Here is a 20,952-nt window from a genome sequence, read left to right on the forward strand (position 1 = left end):
TCTCCGCGCTTACCGGGTAGCGATGATGAACAGGCGCGGAAACGGCAGCAACACAGTGCCATCGGCCAGCGCTGGATAAGCCTTGGTGATCCGCGCCAGGTACTCGTCGAGGAAGGCGTTCCTTTCTGACTCGGTCAGGGGCGCCAGGAACGGACGCAATGCCGACCCCTTGAACCACTCCACCACCGCGGCAGAACCTGCCAGCGGATGGTGGTAAGTGGTGCGCCATACATCCACGGTGGAACAGTGCTGGCTCAGCAACTCAAAGTAGTAGCTCGCGGTATGGCGTTCATTGTGTTTGACGCTGCCGATCTTTGCGGCCCACGGGCCGTCCGCCGCGACTTCCCGCGCCAGCTTGTGGGCCGGCTCGTCAAGATTGTCGGGCGTCTGCACCGCCAGGGTGCCGCCGGAGGTCAGTTGATTGACTAAATGCGGATACAGCGTGGCGTGATCAGGCAGCCATTGCAGCGATGCATTGGCGAGGATGACGTCGAATTTCTGCACAGGGTTCCAGGCGCCGATATCAGCCAATTCGAAAGTCAACGCGGGCAGGCGCTTGCGGGCGTCGACCAGCATGTCATCAGAGCTGTCCATGCCGGTGACCACTGCCTGCGGAAAGCGCTCAGCCAGGACTTCAGTCGAATTGCCCGGGCCGCAACCCAGGTCGACGGCGGTGCGCACATCACCCTCAGGGATGGCCGCTACCAGATCCCGGACGGGACGAGTGCGCTGTTGTTCGAACATCGAGTATTGCTTGGCTGACCAGGTCATTGCGGCATTCCTTCTTCTGTGAGGAGTGAGGACAGCCTAAATCTTGTGATCCATGAGAACAAATGCCAGGATTGATCATCTCCCATACCTGAAAAGTATTCCTATGCTGGAACTCAGGCAGCTCAGGGCCTTCGTCGCGATTGCCGAAGAAGGCTATATCACCCGCGCGGCAGAACGACTGGGCATGCAGCAACCGCCGCTGACCCGCCTGTTGCAAAGTCTTGAAGCCGAGTTGGGTGTGGTGCTGATGGAGCGCCTGCCACGAGGCGTGCGCCCGACCACTGCGGGGCTGGCCTTGCTGGAGGAGGCGCGGCATATCTTGGCCAGCGTCGATGGTGTGGCCGACATTGTGCGCCGCGCCGCCCGAGGTGAACGCGGACGCCTGGCGATTGGTTTCACCAGCTCTGCCGCCTTGCATCCGTTTGTGCCCAGCGTACTGCGCCTGTTTCGGGAAACCTTTGTCGGCGTTTCAGTGGTACTGGAAGAAGCCGGTACCGGTGAACTGCTGGACGCGTTGCTGCACGAAAAGCTCGACGCGGCGTTCATTCGCTCGCCGCTGAGCGGGACGCAGGCGTTGCAGGACCAGCCAATTCTGGTAGAGCCAATGTTGCTGGCGCTCCCTACCGATCATCCACTGGCTATCAACCCGTCGACGCCGCTGCCATTGGCGGCATTGGCCACCGAGGCGTTTGTGCTGTATCGGCGCCGGGTGGGGCTTGGGTTGTATGACGCGATTCTGGTGGCGTGTCGCGAAGCAGGTTTCAGCCCGCAGGTTGTGCAAGAGGCGCCGCGCATGACGGCGACATTGAGCCTGGTGGCTGCGGGGCTTGGGGTTTCGATTGTGCCTGCCTCAATGCAACGGTTGCGGGGCGACGGGATTGTTTATCGCGAGCTTTCGGAGTGCCGGAGCCTGGTGGCGCCGTTGCACCTGGCTACCCGGGTAGGTGATACGTCGTCGGTATTGGAGAGGTTTCGGGAGTTGGTGGTGAGCGCCGCTTCTACTGACGTTTAGCGGATTGCCGTGTCCGCAATGAAAAACCCCCGGGGCCAAGGCCACCGGGGGTTTTCTGGTGTTACGCGACAGTTCGGGGTCTCAAGCGACCTTAGAACGGAATATCGTCATCAAAGCTGTCGAAGTCGGCTGCCGGCTGAGGAGCGGCCTGCTGTGGCGCTGGACGCGACTCACGCTGTGGCTGCTGGGTTGGCTGCGGACGGGACTGCTGCTGTGGACGCGGCGCCGAGTTGGACATGCCGCCCTGGCCCTGTTGGTCGCCCTGTGGACGGCCGCCCAGCAGTTGCATGGTGCCTTGCATGTCGACCACGATTTCGGTGGTGTAACGCTTGATGCCGTCTTTTTCCCACTCGCGGGTTTGCAGCTTGCCTTCGATGTAGACCTGCGAACCTTTGCGCAGGTATTCACCGGCGATCTCTGCAACCTTGCCGAACATCGACACACGGTGCCATTCGGTTTTCTCGACCTTCTGGCCGGTTTGCTTGTCGGTCCACTGCTCGCTGGTCGCCAGACTCAGGTTGGTCACGGCATTACCGTTCGGCAAGTAGCGAACTTCGGGATCCTGGCCGCATGTACCGACCAATATGACTTTGTTAACCCCACGGGCCATAACGTTCTCCTAGGCTGGGCGCGCTGTCGGCACTGGGTTGACCAGTTGCTCGAGCGTCGCGCGATCCAATAATTCGGTGTCCAATTTGATGTAGATGGCGGCTTCTTCAGTAACAACCACAGCATCCGTAACCCCAACAACGGCCTTAAGGCGCTCGACCAGACCGGCTTCGCGGATCGCTTCGGGCGATAACGGCAAGCGCAGGCTCGTCACATAGGGAGGTTCGCGCATGGTAACAGCAAAGGCTAGCCAGAGGGCAGCCAGACCTGCGCATCCCAGGAACACAACCGACAAACCGCCATGCTGGAACATCCAGCCGCCCATGATCCCGCCCAGTGCAGAACCGAGGAACTGGCTGGTGGAATACACGCCCATCGCCGTGCCTTTGCCGCCGGCCGGTGAAACCTTACTGATCAGCGAAGGCAGTGAAGCCTCCAGCAGGTTGAACGCGGTGAAGAACACCACCGTGCCGATCACCAGCGCCCGCAGGCTGTCGCCGAACTGCCAGAAGAATAGCTCAGTGAGCATCAATGTCGCGACGGCGCCCAGCAGAACTCGTTTCATTTTGCGTTTCTTCTCGCCGTAGATGATGAACGGGATCATGGCGAAGAACGAAATCAGCAGCGCGGTCAGGTACACCCACCAGTGCTGCTCCTTGGGCAACCCGGCTTTTTGCACCAGGGCCAGGGGCAAGGCGACGAAGCTGCACATCAGCATCGCGTGTAATACGAAGATACCCAAATCCAGGCGCAACAGGTCCGGGTGCTTGAGTGTCGGCAGCAATGCCTGCTTGGCGACGCCCGACTCACGGTGCTGCAACGGCCCCGTGGAATGCGGAACCATGAAGGCGACAATCACGATGCCGAACAGCGCCATGCCACCGGTGGCCAGGAACAGACCGTGCAAGCCGAACGCGCGGGTCAGCAGCGGGCCGACTACCATCGCCACGGCGAACGAAAGACCGATGGTCATGCCGATCATCGCCATGGCCTTGGTACGGTGTTGTTCGCGGGTCAGGTCGGAGAGCAGTGCCATGACGGCGGCGGAAATCGCGCCGGCGCCTTGCAGGACGCGTCCGGCGATCACGCCCCAGATAGAGTCGGCATTGGCCGCAAGCACACTGCCCAGGGCGAAGACGATCAGGCCGAGGTAGATCACCGGCCGGCGGCCGATGCGGTCGGAAATGACGCCGAACGGAATCTGAAACAGCGCCTGGGTCAGGCCATAGGCGCCAATCGCCAGGCCGATCAGGGCCGGGGTCGCTCCTGCGAGATCCATTCCATAGGTTGCCAGCACCGGCAACACCATAAACATGCCAAGCATACGGAATGCGAACACCAGGGCCAGACCGCTTGCTGCGCGGGTCTCGCTGCCACTCATGCGTTCGCTGTGGGGATCGTGCATGGATAAACCTCGTGTGAACCGGCGGCGATTCTACCAGTCCCATCGATTGAGAGGGTATATGCGGCGCTTTGCCGCGCAGCTTTCATGTAAGGCTGCACCCGGCACTTTGACAGTGTATATTCATCCAGTCTTTAGCCGTATACTCCTGCATTATTTACGCCCGCCGTGCGAGGCCATCTTGGACAAGATCCTGATTCGTGGGGCTCGAACCCACAACCTGAAGAACATCGACCTGACCCTGCCACGGGACAAACTGATCGTCATCACCGGCTTGTCCGGGTCCGGCAAGTCGTCCCTGGCGTTTGACACGCTGTACGCCGAAGGCCAGCGCCGCTACGTGGAATCCCTGTCGGCCTATGCCCGCCAGTTCCTGTCGATGATGGAAAAGCCCGACGTCGACACCATTGAAGGCCTGTCGCCTGCGATTTCCATCGAACAGAAATCCACCTCCCACAACCCGCGTTCCACCGTGGGCACCATCACCGAGATCTACGACTACCTGCGCCTGCTGTATGCCCGCGTCGGTATTCCCCGCTGCCCGGACCACGACATTCCCCTGGAAGCCCAGACCGTCAGCCAGATGGTCGACCTGGTGCTGGCCCAGCCGGAGGGCGCCAAGCTGATGCTGCTGGCACCGGTGATTCGCGAGCGCAAGGGTGAACACCTTTCGGTCTTTGAAGAACTGCGTGCCCAGGGTTTCGTGCGTGCCCGCATCAACGGCAAGCTCTACGAGCTGGACGAAGCGCCGAAGCTGGATAAACAGAAAAAGCACTCGATTGATGTGGTCGTCGACCGCTTCAAGGTGCGTGCCGATTTGCAGCAGCGCCTGGCGGAGTCTTTCGAGACCGCGCTGAAGCTGGCAGACGGCATTGCCCTGGTGGCGCCGATGGACGATGAACCCGGGGAAGAAATCATCTTCTCCGCGCGCTTCGCCTGCCCGATCTGCGGCCATGCCATCAGCGAGCTGGAACCGAAGCTGTTTTCCTTCAACAACCCGGCCGGCGCTTGCCCGACCTGTGATGGCCTGGGGGTTAAGCAATTCTTCGACATCAAGCGCCTGGTCAACGGTGACCTCACACTGGCGGAGGGTGCGATACGTGGCTGGGACAGGCGTAACGTCTATTACTTCCAGATGCTGGGTTCGTTGGCTTCGCACTACAAGTTCAGCCTGGAAGTGCCGTTCAACGAACTGCCGGCCGAACAGCAGAAATTCATCCTGCATGGCAGCGGTTCACAGAACGTCGACTTCAAGTATTTGAACGACCGTGGCGATATCGTCAAACGCTCGCACCCGTTCGAAGGCATCGTGCCGAACCTGGAGCGGCGCTACCGCGAGACGGAGTCCGCCAGCGTGCGCGAGGAACTGGCCAAGTTCCTCAGCACCCAGCCTTGCCCGGATTGCCGTGGCACACGCCTGCGCCGTGAGGCACGGCATGTGTGGGTTGGCGAGAAGACCCTGCCGGCAGTGACCAACCTGCCGATTGGCGATGCCTGCGAATACTTCGGCACGCTGAAACTGACGGGCCGCCGCGGGGAAATTGCCGACAAGATCCTCAAGGAGATTCGTGAACGGCTGCAGTTCCTGGTCAACGTGGGCCTGGACTACCTGTCGCTGGACCGCAGTGCCGACACGCTTTCCGGCGGTGAAGCCCAGCGGATTCGCTTGGCCAGCCAGATCGGTGCCGGCCTGGTGGGCGTGTTGTACATCCTCGATGAACCGTCGATTGGATTGCATCAACGGGACAACGACCGCTTGCTGGGCACGCTGAAGCACCTGCGGGACATCGGCAATACGGTGATCGTGGTCGAGCACGATGAAGACGCGATTCGCCTGGCCGATTATGTGGTCGATATCGGCCCGGGAGCGGGTGTTCACGGTGGGCATATTGTCGCCGAGGGCACGCCGGCTGAAGTGATGGCGCATCCTGACTCGCTGACCGGTAAGTACCTGTCGGGTCGCGTGAAGATCGCCGTGCCGGCCAAACGCACCCCGCGCAACAAGAAGATGGCACTGCACCTCAAGGGCGCGCGTGGCAACAACCTGCGCAATGTCGACCTGGAGATCCCGCTGGGCCTGCTGACCTGTGTGACCGGTGTATCCGGTTCGGGCAAATCAACGCTGATCAACAACACGCTGTTCCCGTTGAGTGCCACTGCACTGAACGGCGCGACCACCCTGGAAGCCGCCGCTCACGACAGCATCAAGGGCCTGGAACACCTGGACAAGGTGGTCGATATCGACCAAAGCCCGATTGGCCGCACACCGCGCTCCAACCCGGCGACCTACACCGGGCTGTTCACGCCGATTCGCGAGCTGTTCGCCGGCGTGCCGGAATCGCGCTCCCGTGGCTACGGGCCTGGCCGGTTCTCGTTCAACGTCAAGGGCGGCCGCTGCGAAGCGTGCCAGGGCGATGGCTTGATCAAGGTGGAGATGCACTTCCTGCCGGACATCTACGTGCCGTGCGACGTGTGCAAGAGCAAGCGCTACAACCGCGAAACCCTGGAGATCAAGTACAAGGGCAAGAGCATTCACGAAACCCTCGAGATGACGATCGAGGAAGCGCGGGTGTTCTTCGACGCGGTACCGGCCCTGGCGCGCAAGCTGCAGACACTGATGGATGTTGGCCTGTCGTACATCAAGCTGGGTCAGTCGGCGACGACGCTGTCGGGTGGCGAGGCCCAGCGGGTCAAGCTGTCTCGCGAGCTGTCCAAGCGTGATACCGGCAAGACGCTGTACATCCTCGACGAGCCGACCACAGGCCTGCACTTCGCGGATATTCAGCAATTGCTGGATGTGCTGCATCGCCTGCGTGACCACGGCAACACGGTGGTAGTGATCGAGCACAATCTGGATGTGATCAAGACCGCCGACTGGCTGGTGGACCTGGGGCCGGAAGGCGGTTCCAAAGGTGGGCAGATCATTGCGGTCGGCACACCGGAGCAAGTCTCGGAGATGAAGCAGTCTCACACCGGCTTCTACCTCAAGCCTCTGCTGGCTCGCGACAAGGACTGATTGTTCAGCCCCACGAAAAAGCCCCTGTCACCGTGTAAGTGACAGGGGCTTTTTAGTAGCTGGAGGAATCAGAACTGCGATTGCAGGTAATTCTCCAGGCCAATCAGCTTGATCAGGCCCAACTGCTTTTCCAGCCAGTAGGTGTGATCCTCTTCGGTGTCATTCAACTGCACCCGCAGGATTTCCCGCGTGACGTAGTCGTTGTGCTGCTCGCAGAGCTCAATGCCCTTGCAGAGCGCGGCACGGACCTTGTACTCAAGGCGCAAGTCGCTGGCGAGCATCTCAGGCACCGTGGTGCCGGTATCCAGGTCGTCGGGACGCATACGGGGCGTGCCTTCGAGCATCAGGATACGGCGCATCAGTGCGTCGGCGTGCTGTGCCTCTTCTTCCATTTCATGGTTGATACGCTCGTAGAGCTCGGTAAAGCCCCAGTCTTCGTACATCCGCGAGTGAATGAAATATTGGTCACGAGCTGCCAGTTCGCCCGTCAGCAACGTGTTGAGGTAATCGATTACGTCGGGGTGACCTTGCATCGCCCTACATCTCCCTGCTTGAAAGTCTGTAGTTTGAACCATGATGACCCGGAGGTCACGGGACCAACGGCAGAAAAGTGAAGATTTCCGGTGAAAAGTAGCTTAAATAACGCAAAAACCGCCCAAATGAGGGCGGTTCTGCTTATCGTTTAGAGTCAGTTAAGCGATACACCCAGTGCAGATGCGATCCCTTCTCCATAAGCCGGGTCGGCCTTGAAGAAGTACTGCAACTGGCGCTGCACCACGTCGCTGGAAACACCCGCCATTGCGCCGGCGATATTGTTGATCAGCAGGGCTTTCTGCTCATCGTTCATCAGGCGGAACAGCGCACCGGCATGGCTGTAGTAGTCGGTATCTTCGCGGTGATCGTAACGATCAGCCGCACCGCTCAGGGCCAAGGCTGGCTCGGCGTACTGAGGAGCCTGCTTCGGCGCATCGGCGTAGCTGTTTGGCTCGTAATTGGGGGCCGCACCACCATTGGAGCCGAATGCCATCGAACCATCACGCTGGTAGCTGTTGACCGGGCTGCGTGGCGCATTCACCGGCAGTTGCTGGTGATTGGTACCTACGCGGTAGCGATGGGCATCGGCGTAAGCGAACACGCGCCCTTGCAGCATGCGGTCTGGCGACAGGCCAACACCCGGGACCATGTTGCTTGGACCGAAAGCCGCCTGTTCAACTTCAGCGAAGTAGTTCAGCGGGTTGCGGTTCAGTTCCAGCTCACCCACTTCGATCAGCGGGAACTCTTTCTGCGACCAGGTCTTGGTCACGTCGAACGGGTTTTCGTAGTGAGCGTTGGCCTGGGCCTCAGTCATGATCTGAATGCACACGCGCCATTTCGGGAAGTCACCACGCTCAATAGCACCGAACAGATCGCGCTGAGCGTAATCAGGGTCGGTACCGGCCAGGCGTGCAGCGTCAGCCGGCGCCAGGTTCTTGATACCTTGCTTGGTCTTGTAGTGCCACTTCACCCAGTGGCGCTCGCCTTTGGCGTTAATCAAGCTGTAGGTGTGACTGCCGAAGCCGTGCATGTGACGGTAGCCGTCCGGGATGCCACGGTCCGAAAACAGGATGGTGACCTGGTGCAGCGCCTCAGGGGAGTGCGACCAGAAGTCCCACATCATCTGTGCACTTTTCAGGTTGCTTTGCGGCAGGCGCTTTTGGGTGTGGATAAAGTCGGGAAACTTCAGCGGGTCGCGGATGAAGAACACCGGGGTGTTGTTACCAACGATGTCCCAGTTGCCTTCTTCGGTGTAGAACTTCAACGCGAAACCACGCGGGTCGCGCTCAGTATCAGCCGAACCACGCTCGCCACCCACCGTGGAGAAGCGCAGGAAAGTCGGAGTTTGCTTGCCCACAGAATCGAACAGCTTGGCGCTGGTGTACTGCGTGATGTCTTGAGTGACGGTGAAGGTACCGTAAGCGCCCGAGCCTTTGGCGTGTACACGACGCTCAGGAATGTTTTCACGGTTGAAGTGAGCGAGCTTCTCGATCAGGTGAAAGTCGTCGAGCAGCAGCGGGCCGCGTGGGCCGGCGGAACGGGAATTCTGGTTATCCGCGACAGGTGCGCCGCTGGCGGTAGTAAGGGTTTTATTCTGGCTCATGCTCAATCTTCCTCAGGTCAGTCTTGGAACTGCCGGCTAATCGGCTTGGAGCGATTATTGATCAGGAAGATGACACCATCAAATTTATTAAATCATACCCACCGATAGAAATTAACTAACGATCCATCCGAACGGATATCAGAAGTAGCTGCACGGGCTGAACGTGTATTCGCTCGAGGTAATTCCAGTTTTTAACGCGCACAAAAAACCGGGCACTAGGCCCGGTTCTTCGTTACAGACTGACGTCTTACTCAGCGGATACAGCTTCACCGCCAACTGGACGATCGATCAGCTCAACGTACGCCATAGGCGCGTTGTCACCAGCGCGGAAACCGCACTTGAGGATGCGCAGGTAGCCACCCTCACGGGTAGCGTAACGCTTGCCCAGGTCGTTGAAGAGCTTACCAACGATAGCTTTCGAACGAGTACGGTCGAAAGCCAGACGGCGGTTAGCCAGGCTGTCTGTCTTGGCCAAAGTAATCAGCGGCTCAGCAACGCGACGCAGTTCTTTAGCTTTCGGCAGTGTAGTTTTGATCAGCTCGTGCTCGAACAGCGACACCGCCATGTTCTGGAACATAGCCTTACGGTGCGAGCTGGTACGGCTCAGGTGACGACCACTTTTACGATGACGCATGGTTCATTCCTTACCAAACTCACGTTCGGTGATTACGACGATCAGGCAGTCGCCTTGTCGTCCTTCTTAAGACTTGCAGGCGGCCAGTTGTCGAGGCGCATGCCGAGGGACAGACCGCGGGAGGCCAGAACGTCCTTGATTTCAGTCAAGGATTTCTTGCCCAGGTTCGGAGTCTTCAACAGTTCTACTTCGGTGCGCTGAATCAGATCACCGATGTAGTAAATGTTTTCCGCCTTAAGGCAGTTAGCCGAACGTACAGTCAGTTCCAGATCGTCAACCGGGCGAAGCAGGATCGGATCGATCTCGTCTTCCTGCTCGATTACCACTGGTTCGCTGTCACCCTTGAGGTCGACGAACGCAGCCAACTGCTGTTGCAGAATGGTTGCAGCGCGGCGGATAGCCTCTTCAGGATCCAGAGTACCGTTGGTTTCCAGATCAATAACCAGCTTGTCCAGGTTAGTACGCTGTTCGACACGGGCGTTTTCCACCACGTATGCGATACGGCGAACCGGGCTGAACGAAGAGTCGAGCTGCAAGCGACCAATGCTGCGGCTTTCGTCTTCATCGCTCTGACGCGAGTCGGCCGGTTCATAACCACGACCACGAGCTACGGTGAGCTTCATGTTCAGGGCGCCGTTAGACGCCAGGTTAGCGATTACGTGATCGGGATTAACGATCTCGACATCATGATCCAGCTGAATATCGGCAGCGGTAACCACCCCCGAACCCTTCTTCGACAAGGTCAGCGTAACTTCGTCACGGCCGTGCAGCTTGATAGCCAGACCTTTAAGGTTCAACAGGATTTCAATTACGTCTTCCTGTACACCTTCGATGGCGCTGTACTCGTGGAGCACACCGTCAATCTCGGCCTCGACTACTGCACAGCCGGGCATTGAGGACAACAGGATGCGGCGCAGCGCGTTGCCCAGGGTGTGGCCAAAACCACGCTCGAGAGGCTCGAGAGTGATCTTGGCGCGGGTTGGACTGACAACCTGCACATCAATGTGACGGGGTGTCAGGAACTCATTTACCGAAATCTGCATGGATGCACCTATTTTCTAGCCCTTACTTGGAGTAGAGCTCGACAATCAGGCTTTCGTTGATGTCGGCGGACAGATCACTGCGAGCAGGAACGTTCTTGAAAACGCCCGACTTCTTCTCAGTGTCTACTTCTACCCATTCTACGCGGCCACGTTGGGCACACAGATCGAGAGCTTGGACAATGCGAAGTTGATTTTTTGCTTTCTCGCGAATCGCGACCACGTCACCAGCACGAACCTGGTACGACGGGACGTTAACGGTTTGGCCGTTTACGCTGACGGATTTGTGCGATACCAGCTGACGGGATTCGGCACGAGTCGAACCAAAGCCCATACGGTATACAACGTTGTCCAGACGGCATTCGAGCAGTTGCAGCAGGTTTTCACCGGTTGCACCTTTCTTGCCAGCAGCTTCTTTGTAGTAGCCGCTGAACTGACGCTCGAGAACGCCGTAGATACGACGGACCTTCTGCTTTTCACGCAGTTGGGTGCCGTAGTCGGACTGGCGACCGCGGCGTTGGCCGTGGATACCAGGTGCTGCTTCAATGTTGCACTTCGATTCGATCGCGCGCACGCCGCTCTTCAGAAAGAGATCGGTGCCTTCACGACGAGCGAGTTTGCATTTTGGACCAATGTAACGAGCCATTCTTTACAATCTCCTGGATTACACGCGGCGCTTCTTCGGCGGACGGCACCCGTTGTGCGGGATTGGCGTCACGTCGGTGATGCTGGCGATCTTATAGCCACAGCCGTTCAATGCACGGACAGCAGACTCACGACCTGGACCTGGACCTTTGACGTTGACGTCGAGGTTTTTCAGGCCATATTCCAGCGCAGCTTGACCAGCACGTTCAGCAGCTACTTGAGCAGCAAACGGGGTGGACTTGCGGGAACCGCGGAAACCCGAACCACCGGAGGTAGCCCAAGAAAGCGCGTTACCTTGACGGTCGGTGATGGTCACGATTGTGTTGTTAAAAGATGCATGGATGTGGGCGATGCCATCAACCACTGTCTTTTTAACTTTTTTACGAGGACGAGCAGCAGGTTTTGCCATGATTAATTTCCTGTCGATTCGCGTGGGCGATTACTTGCGGATCGGCTTACGCGGACCTTTACGGGTACGCGCGTTAGTCTTGGTACGCTGACCGCGTACTGGAAGACCACGACGATGACGCAGACCACGGTAGCAACCGAGGTCCATCAAACGCTTGATTTTCATGTTGATTTCGCGACGCAGGTCACCTTCAGTGGTGAACTTCGCCACTTCGCCACGCAACAGCTCAATCTGCTCGTCGCTCAGATCCTTGATCTTTGCGGCTGGGTTTACCCCAGTATCTGCGCAAATTTTCTGCGCAGTAGTGCGACCAACACCATAGATGTAGGTCAGCGAGATAACAGTGTGCTTGTTATCTGGAATGTTAACGCCTGCAATACGGGCCATTCAGTGGGACTCCAATTGACAGCTACCTACGCCCCGGAAGCCAAGAAATAGGGCGCGAGATAATATCGCTGTAATAACAAATAATCAACCCGGCAGCGCACTAGCTGCCGGGCTTCAAGCGGATCACACTCAGCCTTGGCGCTGTTTGTGACGCGGTTCCGCGCTGCAAATTACTCGAACAACACCTTCGCGGCGAATAATCTTGCAGTTACGGCACAGCTTTTTCACCGATGCACGAACTTTCATCACCAACTCCTCGAACCTTATGGGTACTCAGCGCAACATGCCGCTGCCGTAACCCTTCAGGTTGGCTTTCTTCATCAGGGATTCGTACTGGTGCGAAACGAGGTGCGATTGTACTTGGGACATGAAGTCCATCACAACCACGACGACGATCAGCAACGAGGTCCCGCCAAGGTAGAACGGAACGTTTGCTGCAACCACCAGGAACTGGGGCAACAGGCAGACGGCCGTCATATATAGAGCACCGAACATGGTCAAGCGAGTCAGAACGCCATCAATGTAGCGCGCAGACTGCTCACCTGGACGAATACCCGGAATAAAGGCACCGGACTTCTTCAGGTTTTCCGCTACGTCTTTCGGATTGAACATCAACGCCGTATAGAAGAAGCAGAAGAAAATAATCCCTGCACTAAACAGCAGAATATTCAACGGCTGACCAGGAGCGATCGACTGCGAGATGTCCTGCAACCAGCCCATACCTTCAGACTGACCGAACCAGGCACCCAACGAAGCCGGAAACAGCAAAATGCTGCTCGCGAAAATGGCAGGAATAACCCCGGCCATGTTCACTTTCAGCGGCAGGTGGCTGGTCTGCGCGGCAAAGACCTTGCGGCCCTGCTGACGCTTGGCGTAGTGAACAGCAATACGACGCTGGCCACGCTCAATGAACACCACAAAACCGATAATCGCTACTGCCAACAAACCGATGGCAACCAGGGCGAAGATATTGATATCACCCTGACGTGCAGACTCGAAAGACTGCCCAATCGCTCTCGGAAGACCGGCAACGATACCTGCGAAAATCAACATCGAGATACCGTTACCAACACCACGCTCAGTAATCTGCTCACCCAGCCACATCATGAACATCGCACCAGCCACAAATGTGGATACCGCGACGAAATGGAAGCCAAAGTCACCAGTGAACGCAACACCCTGCCCGGCCAGGCCAACGGACATGCCGATAGCCTGGACCAGGGCGAGGATGACAGTGCCGTAGCGGGTGTACTGGCTTATCTTGCGACGGCCAGCTTCACCTTCCTTCTTCAACTGCTCCAACTGCGGACTGACGGCGGTCATCAGTTGCATGATGATCGATGCCGAGATGTACGGCATGATCCCCAGTGCAAAGATGCTCATCCGTTCCAGCGCGCCGCCGGAAAACATGTTGAACAAGCTAAGAATGGTCCCCTCATTCTGTCGAAACAGGTCTGCGAGTCGGTCCGGGTTGATACCTGGAACCGGGATGTGTGCGCCTATTCGGTAGACGATAATCGCCAGGAACAGAAAACGCAGACGAGCCCAAAGTTCAGACATACCGCCTTTGCCGAGCGCTGAGAGAGCACCTTGCTTAGCCATTTATTCCTCGAACTTGCCGCCAGCTGCTTCGATAGCCGAACGCGCACCTTTGGTGGCGCCGATTCCCTTGCCGATAGTGACAGCGCGAGTCACTTCACCGGACAGCATGATTTTCACACGCTGTACGTTGACGTTGATCACGTTGGCATCTTTCAGGGTCTGCACGGTAACGATGTCGCCTTCCACTTTGGCCAGCTCGGACAGACGCACTTCTGCGCGGTCCATGGCTTTCAGGGAAACGAAACCGAACTTCGGCAGGCGACGATGCAGCGGCTGTTGACCGCCTTCAAAGCCTGGAGCGATGGTGCCACCGGAGCGGGAGGACTGACCTTTGTGGCCACGGCCACCGGTCTTGCCCAAACCACTACCGATACCACGGCCCGGACGATGCTTTTCGCGACGGGAACCCGGCGCTGGACTCAGATCATTGAGTTTCATCGAATTAACCCTCGACACGCAGCATGTAGTAAGCCTTGTTGATCATCCCGCGATTCTCGGGAGTATCAAGTACTTCTACAGTGTGACCGATGCGACGCAGACCCAAACCCTTAACGCACAATTTGTGGTTAGGGATGCGGCCGGTCATGCTTTTGATCAGCGTTACTTTAACGGTAGCCATGATCAGAAGATCTCCTTGACGCTTTTGCCACGCTTGGCGGCAATGGATTCAGGAGACTGCATTGCTTTCAAACCCTTGAAAGTGGCGTGAACCACGTTTACCGGGTTAGTCGAGCCGTAGCACTTGGCCAGAACGTTCTGAACGCCAGCAACTTCGAGGACAGCACGCATAGCGCCGCCAGCGATGATACCGGTACCTTCAGAGGCAGGCTGCATGTACACCTTCGAAGCGCCGTGAGCGGACTTCATTGCGTACTGCAGAGTGGTGCCGTTCAGATCAACTTGGATCATGTTGCGACGAGCAGCTTCCATTGCCTTCTGGATCGCAGCAGGCACTTCACGTGACTTGCCACGGCCGAAGCCAACGCGCCCTTTACCATCACCTACCACGGTCAACGCGGTGAAAGTGAAGATACGGCCGCCTTTAACGGTTTTGGCTACGCGGTTAACTTGAACCAGCTTCTCAATGTAGCCTTCGTCGCGCTTTTGGTCGTTATTTGACATAACTTAGAACTCCAGCCCAGCTTCACGAGCAGCATCAGCCAGCGCTTTCACGCGGCCGTGGTACTTGAAGCCAGAGCGGTCGAAAGCCACTTGCGAGACGCCGGCGGCCTTAGCACGCGTAGCGACCAGCTGGCCAACCTTAGTGGCCGCGTCGATGTTGCCAGTGGCACCATCACGCAGTTCTTTATCCAAAGTCGAGGCGCTTGCCAGGACTTTGTTGCCGTCGGCCGAGATGACCTGGGCGTAGATGTGCTGCGACGAGCGGAACACGCAGAGACGCACGACTTCGAGTTCGTGCATTTTCAGGCGTGCTTTGCGAGCGCGACGCAGTCGAGTAACTTTTTTGTCGGTCATTTGCTATGCCCTACTTCTTCTTGGCTTCTTTACGACGGACGACTTCGTCCGCGTAGCGCACACCTTTGCCTTTGTACGGCTCTGGTGGACGGAAGTCGCGGATCTCAGCGGCCACCTGACCTACCAGCTGCTTATCAATACCCTTGATCAGGATATCGGTTTGGCTAGGGGTCTCAGCGGTGATGCCTTCCGGCAGTTCGTAATCCACTGGGTGCGAGAAGCCAAGGGCCAGGTTCAGAACCGTGCCTTTTGCTTGCGCTTTGTAACCAACACCGACCAGCTGGAGCTTGCGCTCGAAGCCTTGGCTTACGCCTTGGACCATGTTGTTTACCAACGCACGAGTGGTACCGGCCATTGCGCGAGTTTGTTGATCGCCATTGCGAGCAGCGAAACGCAGCTCACCAGCTTCTTCAACGATCTCAACGGACGAATGGATGTTCAGTTCCAGAGTGCCCTTGGCACCCTTCACCGAAAGCTGTTGGCCTGCGAATTTTACTTCGACACCGGCTGGCAGCTTAACGGGGTTCTTAGCGACGCGTGACATGCTTATCCCCCCTTAGAACACAGTGCAAAGAACTTCGCCGCCGACACCGGCAGCGCGCGCAGCACGATCCGTCATCACACCTTTGTTGGTGGAGACGATAGACACACCGAGACCGCCACGAACTTTTGGCAGATCATCAACGGACTTGTACTGACGCAGGCCTGGACGGCTAACGCGCTTCACTTCTTCGATGACCGGACGGCCTTCGAAGTACTTCAGCTCGATGGACAGCAGTGGTTTGATTTCGCTGCTGATCTGATAACCCGCAATGTAGCCTTCGTCTTTCAGGACTTTGGCAACAGCAACCTTCAACGTGGAAGATGGCATGCTTACGACGGACTTTTCAGCCATCTGGGCATTACGGATACGAGTTAGCATGTCCGCTAACGGGTCCTGCATACTCATGGCTAGACGCTCCTAATACAAAAAAATTAGCCTTGCGGCCATTACGTGTCGCCGAGAATCTCCGAGCACAAAACACACGGGCTCAGGCGAGCCGCGTATTTTAGACACACTCCGGAAATGAAACAAGCCCCAAAAGGGGCTTGTTCCAGATTCTAGGCCACCGGTGGTCAGTATCTTGCGATCCTGGCCACCGAGACTTCGAACGTACTTACCAGCTGGCTTTAACCAGACCTGGTACGTCACCACGCATTGCCGCTTCACGCAGTTTGTTACGGCCGAGGCCGAACTTGCGGTAAACGCCGTGTGGACGACCGGTCAGGCGGCAGCGGTTACGCATGCGCGAAGCGCTTGCGTCACGTGGCTGCTTCTGCAGAGCAACTGTAGCTTCCCAACGCGCTTCTGGACTTGCGTTCAGATCAACGATGATTGCTTTCAGTGCTGCACGCTTCTTGGCGTACTTGGCAACCGTGAGCTGACGCTTCAGCTCGCGGTTTTTCATGCTCATCTTGGCCATGGTCCTACTCCAATCAGTTGCGGAACGGGAATTTGAACGCACGCAGCAGAGCGCGGCCTTCATCATCGTTCTTGGCAGTGGTGGTCAGGGTGATGTCCAGACCGCGGAGAGCATCGATCTTGTCGTAGTCGATTTCCGGGAAGATGATCTGCTCTTTAACGCCCATGCTGTAGTTACCACGACCATCGAAGGACTTGGCATTCAGGCCGCGGAAGTCGCGGACCCGAGGCAGGGAGATCGACAGCAGACGATCCAGGAATTCGTACATACGCTCACGGCGCAGAGTCACTTTGACGCCGATCGGCCATCCTTCACGGACTTTAAAGCCAGCGATGGATTTACGAGCGTAGGTCACAACGACTTTTTGGCCGGTGATCTTTTCCAGGTCAGCAACAGCGTGCTCGATGACTTTTTTGTCGCCGATCGCTTCGCCCAGACCCATGTTCAGGGTGATTTTGGTAACGCGCGGAACTTCCATCACGTTCGAAAGCTTAAGTTCTTCCTTAAGTTTCGGTGCGATTTCCTTCCGGTAAATCTCTTTTAGTCGTGCCATGGTCTTCTACCTAGCAGTGTTCAAGCATCAACCGCTTTTTGGGTCGACTTGAAGACACGAATTTTCTTACCTTCTTCTACTTTGAAACCAACGCGGTCAGCCTTGTTGGTTTCGCCGTTGAAGATGGCGACGTTAGAAGCGTGCAGTGGCGCTTCTTTCTCGACGATACCGCCTTGTACGCCCGACATCGGGTTAGGCTTGGTATGACGCTTGACCAGGTTCAGACCACTAACGACCAGACGGTCATCAGCAAGAACCTTCAGCACCTTACCGCGCTTACCTTTGTCTTTGCCGGCGATCACGATGATCTCGTCGTCACGACGAATCTTTTGCATGTCGGATCTCCTTACAGCACTTCTGGGGCGAGCGAGACGATCTTCATGAACTTCTCAGTACGAAGTTCACGGGTCACTGGCCCAAAGATACGGGTGCCGATCGGCTCTTGCTTGTTGTTCAGAAGAACAGCAGCGTTGCCATCAAAGCGGATAATGGAGCCATCTGCACGGCGTACGCCGTGACGAGTGCGGACTACAACAGCAGTCATCACTTGGCCTTTTTTCACTTTACCGCGAGGAATTGCTTCCTTCACGGTAACTTTGATGATGTCACCGATACCAGCGTAACGACGATGGGAGCCACCCAGCACCTTGATGCACATAACGCGGCGTGCGCCGCTGTTATCGGCCACATCGAGCATGGATTGAGTCTGAATCATATAATTTCTCCGACCCCTAGTCCTTAGACTTCCACAGCGCGTTCGAGAACATCAACCAGGGCCCAAGACTTGGTCTTGGCCAACGGACGAGTTTCACGAATAGTGACTTTGTCGCCGATGTGGCACTGGTTGGTTTCGTCGTGCGCGTGCAGCTTAGTCGAACGCTTAACGTATTTACCGTAGATCGGGTGCTTAACGCGACGCTCGATCAAAACGGTGATGGTTTTGTCCATCTTGTCGCTGACAACACGGCCAGTCAGCGTACGGACAGTCTTTTCGGCTTCAGCCATGATCACTTACCTGCCTGCTGGTTGAGCACAGTCTTCACGCGAGCAATGTCACGCTTAACTTGCGAGAGCAGATGAGACTGCCCCAACTGGCCAGTTGCTTTCTGCATACGCAGATTGAACTGGTCGCGCAGCAGGCCGAGCAGTTGCTCGTTCAGCTGCTGTGCGGATTTTTCACGAAGTTCATTCGCTTTCATCACATCACCGTCCGTTTAACAAAGGAGGTGGCGAGCGGCAGCTTTGCAGCAGCCAGGGCGAAAGCCTCACGCGCCAGCTCTTCAGTAACACCCTCGATTTCATACAGGACTTTGCCTGGCTGAATCTGGGCAACCCAATATTCCACGTTACCCTTACCTTTACCCATCCGAACTTCGAGGGGCTTTTTGGAGATAGGCTTGTCCGGGAATACACGGATCCAGATCTTGCCGCCACGTTTAACGTGACGGGTCAGTGCACGACGCGCTGACTCGATCTGACGAGCGGTGAGACGACCACGAGCTACAGACTTCAGCGCATATTCGCCGAAGCTGACTTTGCTACCGCGCTGAGCCAGACCACGGTTGTGGCCTGTCATCTGCTTGCGGAACTTCGTACGCTTTGGTTGCAACATTTGGCGTACCCCTTACTTAGCAGCTTTTTTACGAGGCGCTGGTGCTTGTGGTTTCAGTTCTTCTTGGCGACCACCAATTACTTCGCCTTTGAAGATCCAAACCTTTACACCGATCACACCGTAGGTGGTGTGAGCTTCGTAGTTGGCATAGTCGATGTCGGCACGCAGGGTGTGCAGTGGCACACGACCTTCGCGATACCATTCAGTACGTGCGATTTCAGCACCGCCGAGACGACCGCTCACTTGGATTTTGATGCCTTTGGCACCAATGCGCATGGCGTTCTGTACTGCGCGCTTCATAGCGCGACGGAACATAACGCGACGCTCCAGCTGCTGAGCTACGCTCTGCGCAACCAGCATACCGTCGAGCTCCGGCTTGCGGATCTCTTCGATATTGATGTGCACAGGCACACCCATTTGCTTGGTCAGGTCCTGACGCAGTTTCTCAACATCTTCACCTTTCTTCCCGATAACGATACCTGGACGAGCAGTGTGGATGGTGATACGTGCAGTTTGAGCAGGACGATGGATATCGATACGGCTCACGGACGCGCTTTTTAGTTTGTCTTGGAGATACTCACGCACCTTCAGATCAGCGAACAAGTAGTCCGCATAAGTCCGACCGTCTGCGTACCAGACGGAGGTGTGCTCCTTGACGATTCCCAGGCGAATGCCAATGGGATGTACTTTCTGACCCATCTCTTCGACTCCGTTACTTGTCAGCAACCTTGACAGTGATATGGCAAGACCGCTTGACGATGCGATCAGCTCGGCCTTTGGCACGAGGCATGATGCGCTTCAGCGAACGCCCTTCGTTGACGAAAACGGTGCTGACCTTCAGGTCATCAACGTCTGCGCCTTCGTTGTGCTCGGCGTTGGCTACGGCCGACTCCAGCACTTTCTTGATGATCTCGGCGGCTTTCTTACTGCTGAAAGCCAACAGGTTGAGCGCTTCGCCCACCTTCTTCCCGCGGATCTGGTCGGCGACCAAGCGGGCTTTCTGGGCGGAGATTCGAGCGCCCGACAACTTAGCGGCTACTTCCATCGTTCCTTACCCCTTAACGCTTGGCTTTCTTGTCTGCCACGTGCCCACGATATGTGCGGGTACCGGCAAACTCGCCTAGTTTGTGGCCGACCATGTCTTCGTTCACGAGAACTGGAACATGTTGACGACCGTTATGCACTGCAATGGTCAGACCGACCATTTGTGGCAGGATCATCGAACGACGCGACCAGGTTTTCACCGGTTTGCGATCGTTCTTTTCCGCCGCCACTTCGATCTTCTTCAGTAGGTGAAGATCAATAAAAGGACCTTTTTTCAGAGAACGTGGCACTGTCGTATCCCTCTATTTACTTGCGACGACGGACGATCATTTTGTCGGTACGCTTATTACCACGAGTCTTCGCGCCCTTAGTCGGGAAGCCCCATGGCGATACCGGATGACGACCACCAGAGGTACGACCTTCACCACCACCGTGTGGGTGGTCAACCGGGTTCATGGCAACACCACGAACGGTTGGGCGAACGCCACGCCAGCGTTTGGCACCAGCTTTACCCAGCGAACGCAGGCTGTGCTCGGAGTTCGAGACTTCGCCCAGGGTCGCACGGCATTCAGCCAATACTTTACGCATTTCACCAGAGCGCAGACGCAGGGTCACGTAGACACCTTCACGAGCGATCAGCTGAGCCGAAGCACCAGCGGAACGAGCGATTTGCGCGCCTTTACCCGGCTTCAATTCGATGCCGTGTACGGTGCTACCAACTGGAATGTTGCGCAGTTGCAGAGCGTTGCCCGGCTTGATCGGTGCCAAAGCACCTGCGATCAGCTGGTCACCAGCACTCACGCCTTTAGGGGCGATGATGTAGCGACGCTCGCCATCTGCGTACAGCAGCAGAGCGATGTGAGCAGTACGGTTTGGATCGTATTCGATACGCTCGACAGTGGCAGCGATGCCATCTTTGTCGTTGCGACGGAAGTCGACCAGACGATAATGCTGCTTATGGCCACCACCGATGTGACGAGTGGTAATACGACCATTGTTGTTACGACCACCAGTCTTCGATTTCTTCTCGAGCAGCGGTGCGTGAGGAGCGCCTTTATGCAGCTCCTGGTTGACCACCTTGACCACAAAACGGCGGCCAGGGGAAGTCGGTTTGCATTTAACGATTGCCATGATGCACCC

The 20,952-nt window shown here is 56.9% G+C and carries 31 protein-coding genes; 2 read left to right on the forward strand and 29 right to left on the reverse strand.

Annotation, left to right across the window (positions count from 1 at the left end; all coding sequences use genetic code 11):
* Window positions 1–9: 9 nt before the first annotated feature.
* Window positions 10–771: a trans-aconitate 2-methyltransferase gene (tam, locus tag V6607_RS29505; RefSeq protein ID WP_134327399.1), complete on the reverse strand. Its 762-nt coding sequence runs from the start codon at window positions 769–771 to the stop codon at window positions 10–12.
* Between the two features lie 103 nt (window positions 772–874).
* Here tam and V6607_RS29510 point away from each other — a divergent pair, with 103 nt between their 5' ends.
* Window positions 875–1,783, forward strand: coding sequence for a LysR family transcriptional regulator (locus V6607_RS29510; RefSeq protein WP_177008886.1), 909 nt, complete (start codon window positions 875–877; stop codon window positions 1,781–1,783).
* Between the two features lie 91 nt (window positions 1,784–1,874).
* On the opposite strand, the gene V6607_RS29515 is transcribed toward V6607_RS29510, so the two are convergent.
* Together V6607_RS29515 and V6607_RS29520 are read right to left on the reverse strand one after the other, a co-directional pair.
* Complete coding sequence (locus V6607_RS29515; RefSeq protein WP_003210042.1) at window positions 1,875–2,393, reverse strand: single-stranded DNA-binding protein; 519 nt, start codon at window positions 2,391–2,393, stop codon at window positions 1,875–1,877.
* Window positions 2,394–2,402: 9 nt separating this feature from the next.
* Window positions 2,403–3,797 carry an MFS transporter gene (locus tag V6607_RS29520; RefSeq protein WP_003210044.1) on the reverse strand — a complete coding sequence of 465 codons (1,395 nt, stop codon included), beginning with the start codon at window positions 3,795–3,797 and terminating at the stop codon, window positions 2,403–2,405.
* A 178-nt stretch (window positions 3,798–3,975) separates the two neighbouring features.
* Here V6607_RS29520 and uvrA point away from each other — a divergent pair, with 178 nt between their 5' ends.
* The gene (uvrA, locus tag V6607_RS29525; RefSeq protein WP_003210046.1) at window positions 3,976–6,810 is read left to right on the forward strand and encodes an excinuclease ABC subunit UvrA; all 2,835 of its coding nucleotides are present in this window, start codon (window positions 3,976–3,978) and stop codon (window positions 6,808–6,810) included.
* A gap of 68 nt (window positions 6,811–6,878) precedes the next feature.
* Here the strand turns inward: uvrA and bfr are convergent, their stop codons facing one another.
* From bfr to rplB, 26 genes are all read right to left on the reverse strand, one after another.
* Window positions 6,879–7,343, reverse strand: a complete 465-nt coding sequence (gene bfr / locus V6607_RS29530; RefSeq protein WP_003210048.1) for a bacterioferritin — start codon at window positions 7,341–7,343, stop codon at window positions 6,879–6,881.
* A gap of 155 nt (window positions 7,344–7,498) precedes the next feature.
* Window positions 7,499–8,947 (reverse strand): catalase, encoded by a 1,449-nt coding sequence (locus tag V6607_RS29535; RefSeq protein WP_008436430.1) that lies wholly within the window; start codon window positions 8,945–8,947, stop codon window positions 7,499–7,501.
* Window positions 8,948–9,194: 247 nt separating this feature from the next.
* The gene (gene rplQ, locus V6607_RS29540) at window positions 9,195–9,581 is read right to left on the reverse strand and encodes a 50S ribosomal protein L17 (protein ID WP_003210053.1); all 387 of its coding nucleotides are present in this window, start codon (window positions 9,579–9,581) and stop codon (window positions 9,195–9,197) included.
* Window positions 9,582–9,622: 41 nt separating this feature from the next.
* Window positions 9,623–10,624 carry a DNA-directed RNA polymerase subunit alpha gene (gene rpoA, locus V6607_RS29545; RefSeq protein WP_003176403.1) on the reverse strand — a complete coding sequence of 334 codons (1,002 nt, stop codon included), beginning with the start codon at window positions 10,622–10,624 and terminating at the stop codon, window positions 9,623–9,625.
* Window positions 10,625–10,646: 22 nt separating this feature from the next.
* Window positions 10,647–11,267, reverse strand: a complete 621-nt coding sequence (gene rpsD / locus V6607_RS29550) for a 30S ribosomal protein S4 (RefSeq protein ID WP_003210056.1) — start codon at window positions 11,265–11,267, stop codon at window positions 10,647–10,649.
* A gap of 18 nt (window positions 11,268–11,285) precedes the next feature.
* A complete protein-coding gene (gene rpsK, locus V6607_RS29555; protein WP_002555466.1) occupies window positions 11,286–11,675 on the reverse strand; it encodes a 30S ribosomal protein S11 in 390 nt (129 codons plus the stop codon).
* Between the two features lie 30 nt (window positions 11,676–11,705).
* The gene (rpsM, locus tag V6607_RS29560) at window positions 11,706–12,062 is read right to left on the reverse strand and encodes a 30S ribosomal protein S13 (RefSeq protein WP_003210063.1); all 357 of its coding nucleotides are present in this window, start codon (window positions 12,060–12,062) and stop codon (window positions 11,706–11,708) included.
* 129 nt (window positions 12,063–12,191) lie between these two features.
* On the reverse strand, window positions 12,192–12,308 hold the full coding sequence (gene rpmJ / locus V6607_RS29565) for a 50S ribosomal protein L36 (RefSeq protein ID WP_002555468.1): 117 nt from the start codon (window positions 12,306–12,308) through the stop codon (window positions 12,192–12,194).
* A 27-nt stretch (window positions 12,309–12,335) separates the two neighbouring features.
* Entirely contained in the window at window positions 12,336–13,664 is a 1,329-nt protein-coding gene (secY, locus tag V6607_RS29570) for a preprotein translocase subunit SecY (protein WP_003210064.1), read from the reverse strand.
* A complete protein-coding gene (rplO, locus tag V6607_RS29575; protein WP_003210066.1) occupies window positions 13,665–14,102 on the reverse strand; it encodes a 50S ribosomal protein L15 in 438 nt (145 codons plus the stop codon).
* A gap of 4 nt (window positions 14,103–14,106) precedes the next feature.
* Window positions 14,107–14,283, reverse strand: coding sequence for a 50S ribosomal protein L30 (rpmD, locus tag V6607_RS29580; protein ID WP_003186033.1), 177 nt, complete (start codon window positions 14,281–14,283; stop codon window positions 14,107–14,109).
* A 2-nt stretch (window positions 14,284–14,285) separates the two neighbouring features.
* On the reverse strand, window positions 14,286–14,786 hold the full coding sequence (gene rpsE / locus V6607_RS29585) for a 30S ribosomal protein S5 (protein WP_003186035.1): 501 nt from the start codon (window positions 14,784–14,786) through the stop codon (window positions 14,286–14,288).
* 3 nt (window positions 14,787–14,789) lie between these two features.
* Window positions 14,790–15,140 carry a 50S ribosomal protein L18 gene (gene rplR / locus V6607_RS29590; RefSeq protein WP_003186037.1) on the reverse strand — a complete coding sequence of 117 codons (351 nt, stop codon included), beginning with the start codon at window positions 15,138–15,140 and terminating at the stop codon, window positions 14,790–14,792.
* 10 nt (window positions 15,141–15,150) lie between these two features.
* A complete protein-coding gene (rplF, locus tag V6607_RS29595; protein ID WP_003176412.1) occupies window positions 15,151–15,684 on the reverse strand; it encodes a 50S ribosomal protein L6 in 534 nt (177 codons plus the stop codon).
* A gap of 12 nt (window positions 15,685–15,696) precedes the next feature.
* Window positions 15,697–16,089: a 30S ribosomal protein S8 gene (gene rpsH / locus V6607_RS29600; protein WP_003186040.1), complete on the reverse strand. Its 393-nt coding sequence runs from the start codon at window positions 16,087–16,089 to the stop codon at window positions 15,697–15,699.
* Between the two features lie 208 nt (window positions 16,090–16,297).
* Window positions 16,298–16,603, reverse strand: a complete 306-nt coding sequence (gene rpsN, locus V6607_RS29605) for a 30S ribosomal protein S14 (RefSeq protein ID WP_003176414.1) — start codon at window positions 16,601–16,603, stop codon at window positions 16,298–16,300.
* Window positions 16,604–16,616: 13 nt separating this feature from the next.
* Window positions 16,617–17,156, reverse strand: a complete 540-nt coding sequence (gene rplE, locus V6607_RS29610; protein WP_003210069.1) for a 50S ribosomal protein L5 — start codon at window positions 17,154–17,156, stop codon at window positions 16,617–16,619.
* A 20-nt stretch (window positions 17,157–17,176) separates the two neighbouring features.
* On the reverse strand, window positions 17,177–17,491 hold the full coding sequence (gene rplX, locus V6607_RS29615) for a 50S ribosomal protein L24 (protein ID WP_003210072.1): 315 nt from the start codon (window positions 17,489–17,491) through the stop codon (window positions 17,177–17,179).
* An 11-nt stretch (window positions 17,492–17,502) separates the two neighbouring features.
* On the reverse strand, window positions 17,503–17,871 hold the full coding sequence (gene rplN, locus V6607_RS29620) for a 50S ribosomal protein L14 (RefSeq protein WP_002555479.1): 369 nt from the start codon (window positions 17,869–17,871) through the stop codon (window positions 17,503–17,505).
* Between the two features lie 23 nt (window positions 17,872–17,894).
* Complete coding sequence (gene rpsQ / locus V6607_RS29625) at window positions 17,895–18,161, reverse strand: 30S ribosomal protein S17 (RefSeq protein WP_003176419.1); 267 nt, start codon at window positions 18,159–18,161, stop codon at window positions 17,895–17,897.
* Between the two features lie 2 nt (window positions 18,162–18,163).
* The gene (gene rpmC, locus V6607_RS29630; RefSeq protein WP_002555481.1) at window positions 18,164–18,355 is read right to left on the reverse strand and encodes a 50S ribosomal protein L29; all 192 of its coding nucleotides are present in this window, start codon (window positions 18,353–18,355) and stop codon (window positions 18,164–18,166) included.
* On the reverse strand, window positions 18,355–18,768 hold the full coding sequence (rplP, locus tag V6607_RS29635) for a 50S ribosomal protein L16 (RefSeq protein WP_003210075.1): 414 nt from the start codon (window positions 18,766–18,768) through the stop codon (window positions 18,355–18,357). Before rplP ends, rpmC begins: the two co-directional genes overlap by 1 nt.
* A gap of 12 nt (window positions 18,769–18,780) precedes the next feature.
* A complete protein-coding gene (gene rpsC / locus V6607_RS29640; protein ID WP_003176422.1) occupies window positions 18,781–19,467 on the reverse strand; it encodes a 30S ribosomal protein S3 in 687 nt (228 codons plus the stop codon).
* 13 nt (window positions 19,468–19,480) lie between these two features.
* A complete protein-coding gene (gene rplV / locus V6607_RS29645; RefSeq protein WP_003210077.1) occupies window positions 19,481–19,813 on the reverse strand; it encodes a 50S ribosomal protein L22 in 333 nt (110 codons plus the stop codon).
* A gap of 13 nt (window positions 19,814–19,826) precedes the next feature.
* Complete coding sequence (gene rpsS, locus V6607_RS29650; protein ID WP_002555486.1) at window positions 19,827–20,102, reverse strand: 30S ribosomal protein S19; 276 nt, start codon at window positions 20,100–20,102, stop codon at window positions 19,827–19,829.
* Between the two features lie 16 nt (window positions 20,103–20,118).
* Window positions 20,119–20,943 carry a 50S ribosomal protein L2 gene (rplB, locus tag V6607_RS29655; protein WP_003210080.1) on the reverse strand — a complete coding sequence of 275 codons (825 nt, stop codon included), beginning with the start codon at window positions 20,941–20,943 and terminating at the stop codon, window positions 20,119–20,121.
* Window positions 20,944–20,952 lie beyond the last annotated feature (9 nt).

The sequence above is a fragment of the Pseudomonas sp. KK18 genome (assembly GCF_037094675.1).
GTDB lineage: Bacteria > Pseudomonadota > Gammaproteobacteria > Pseudomonadales > Pseudomonadaceae > Aquipseudomonas.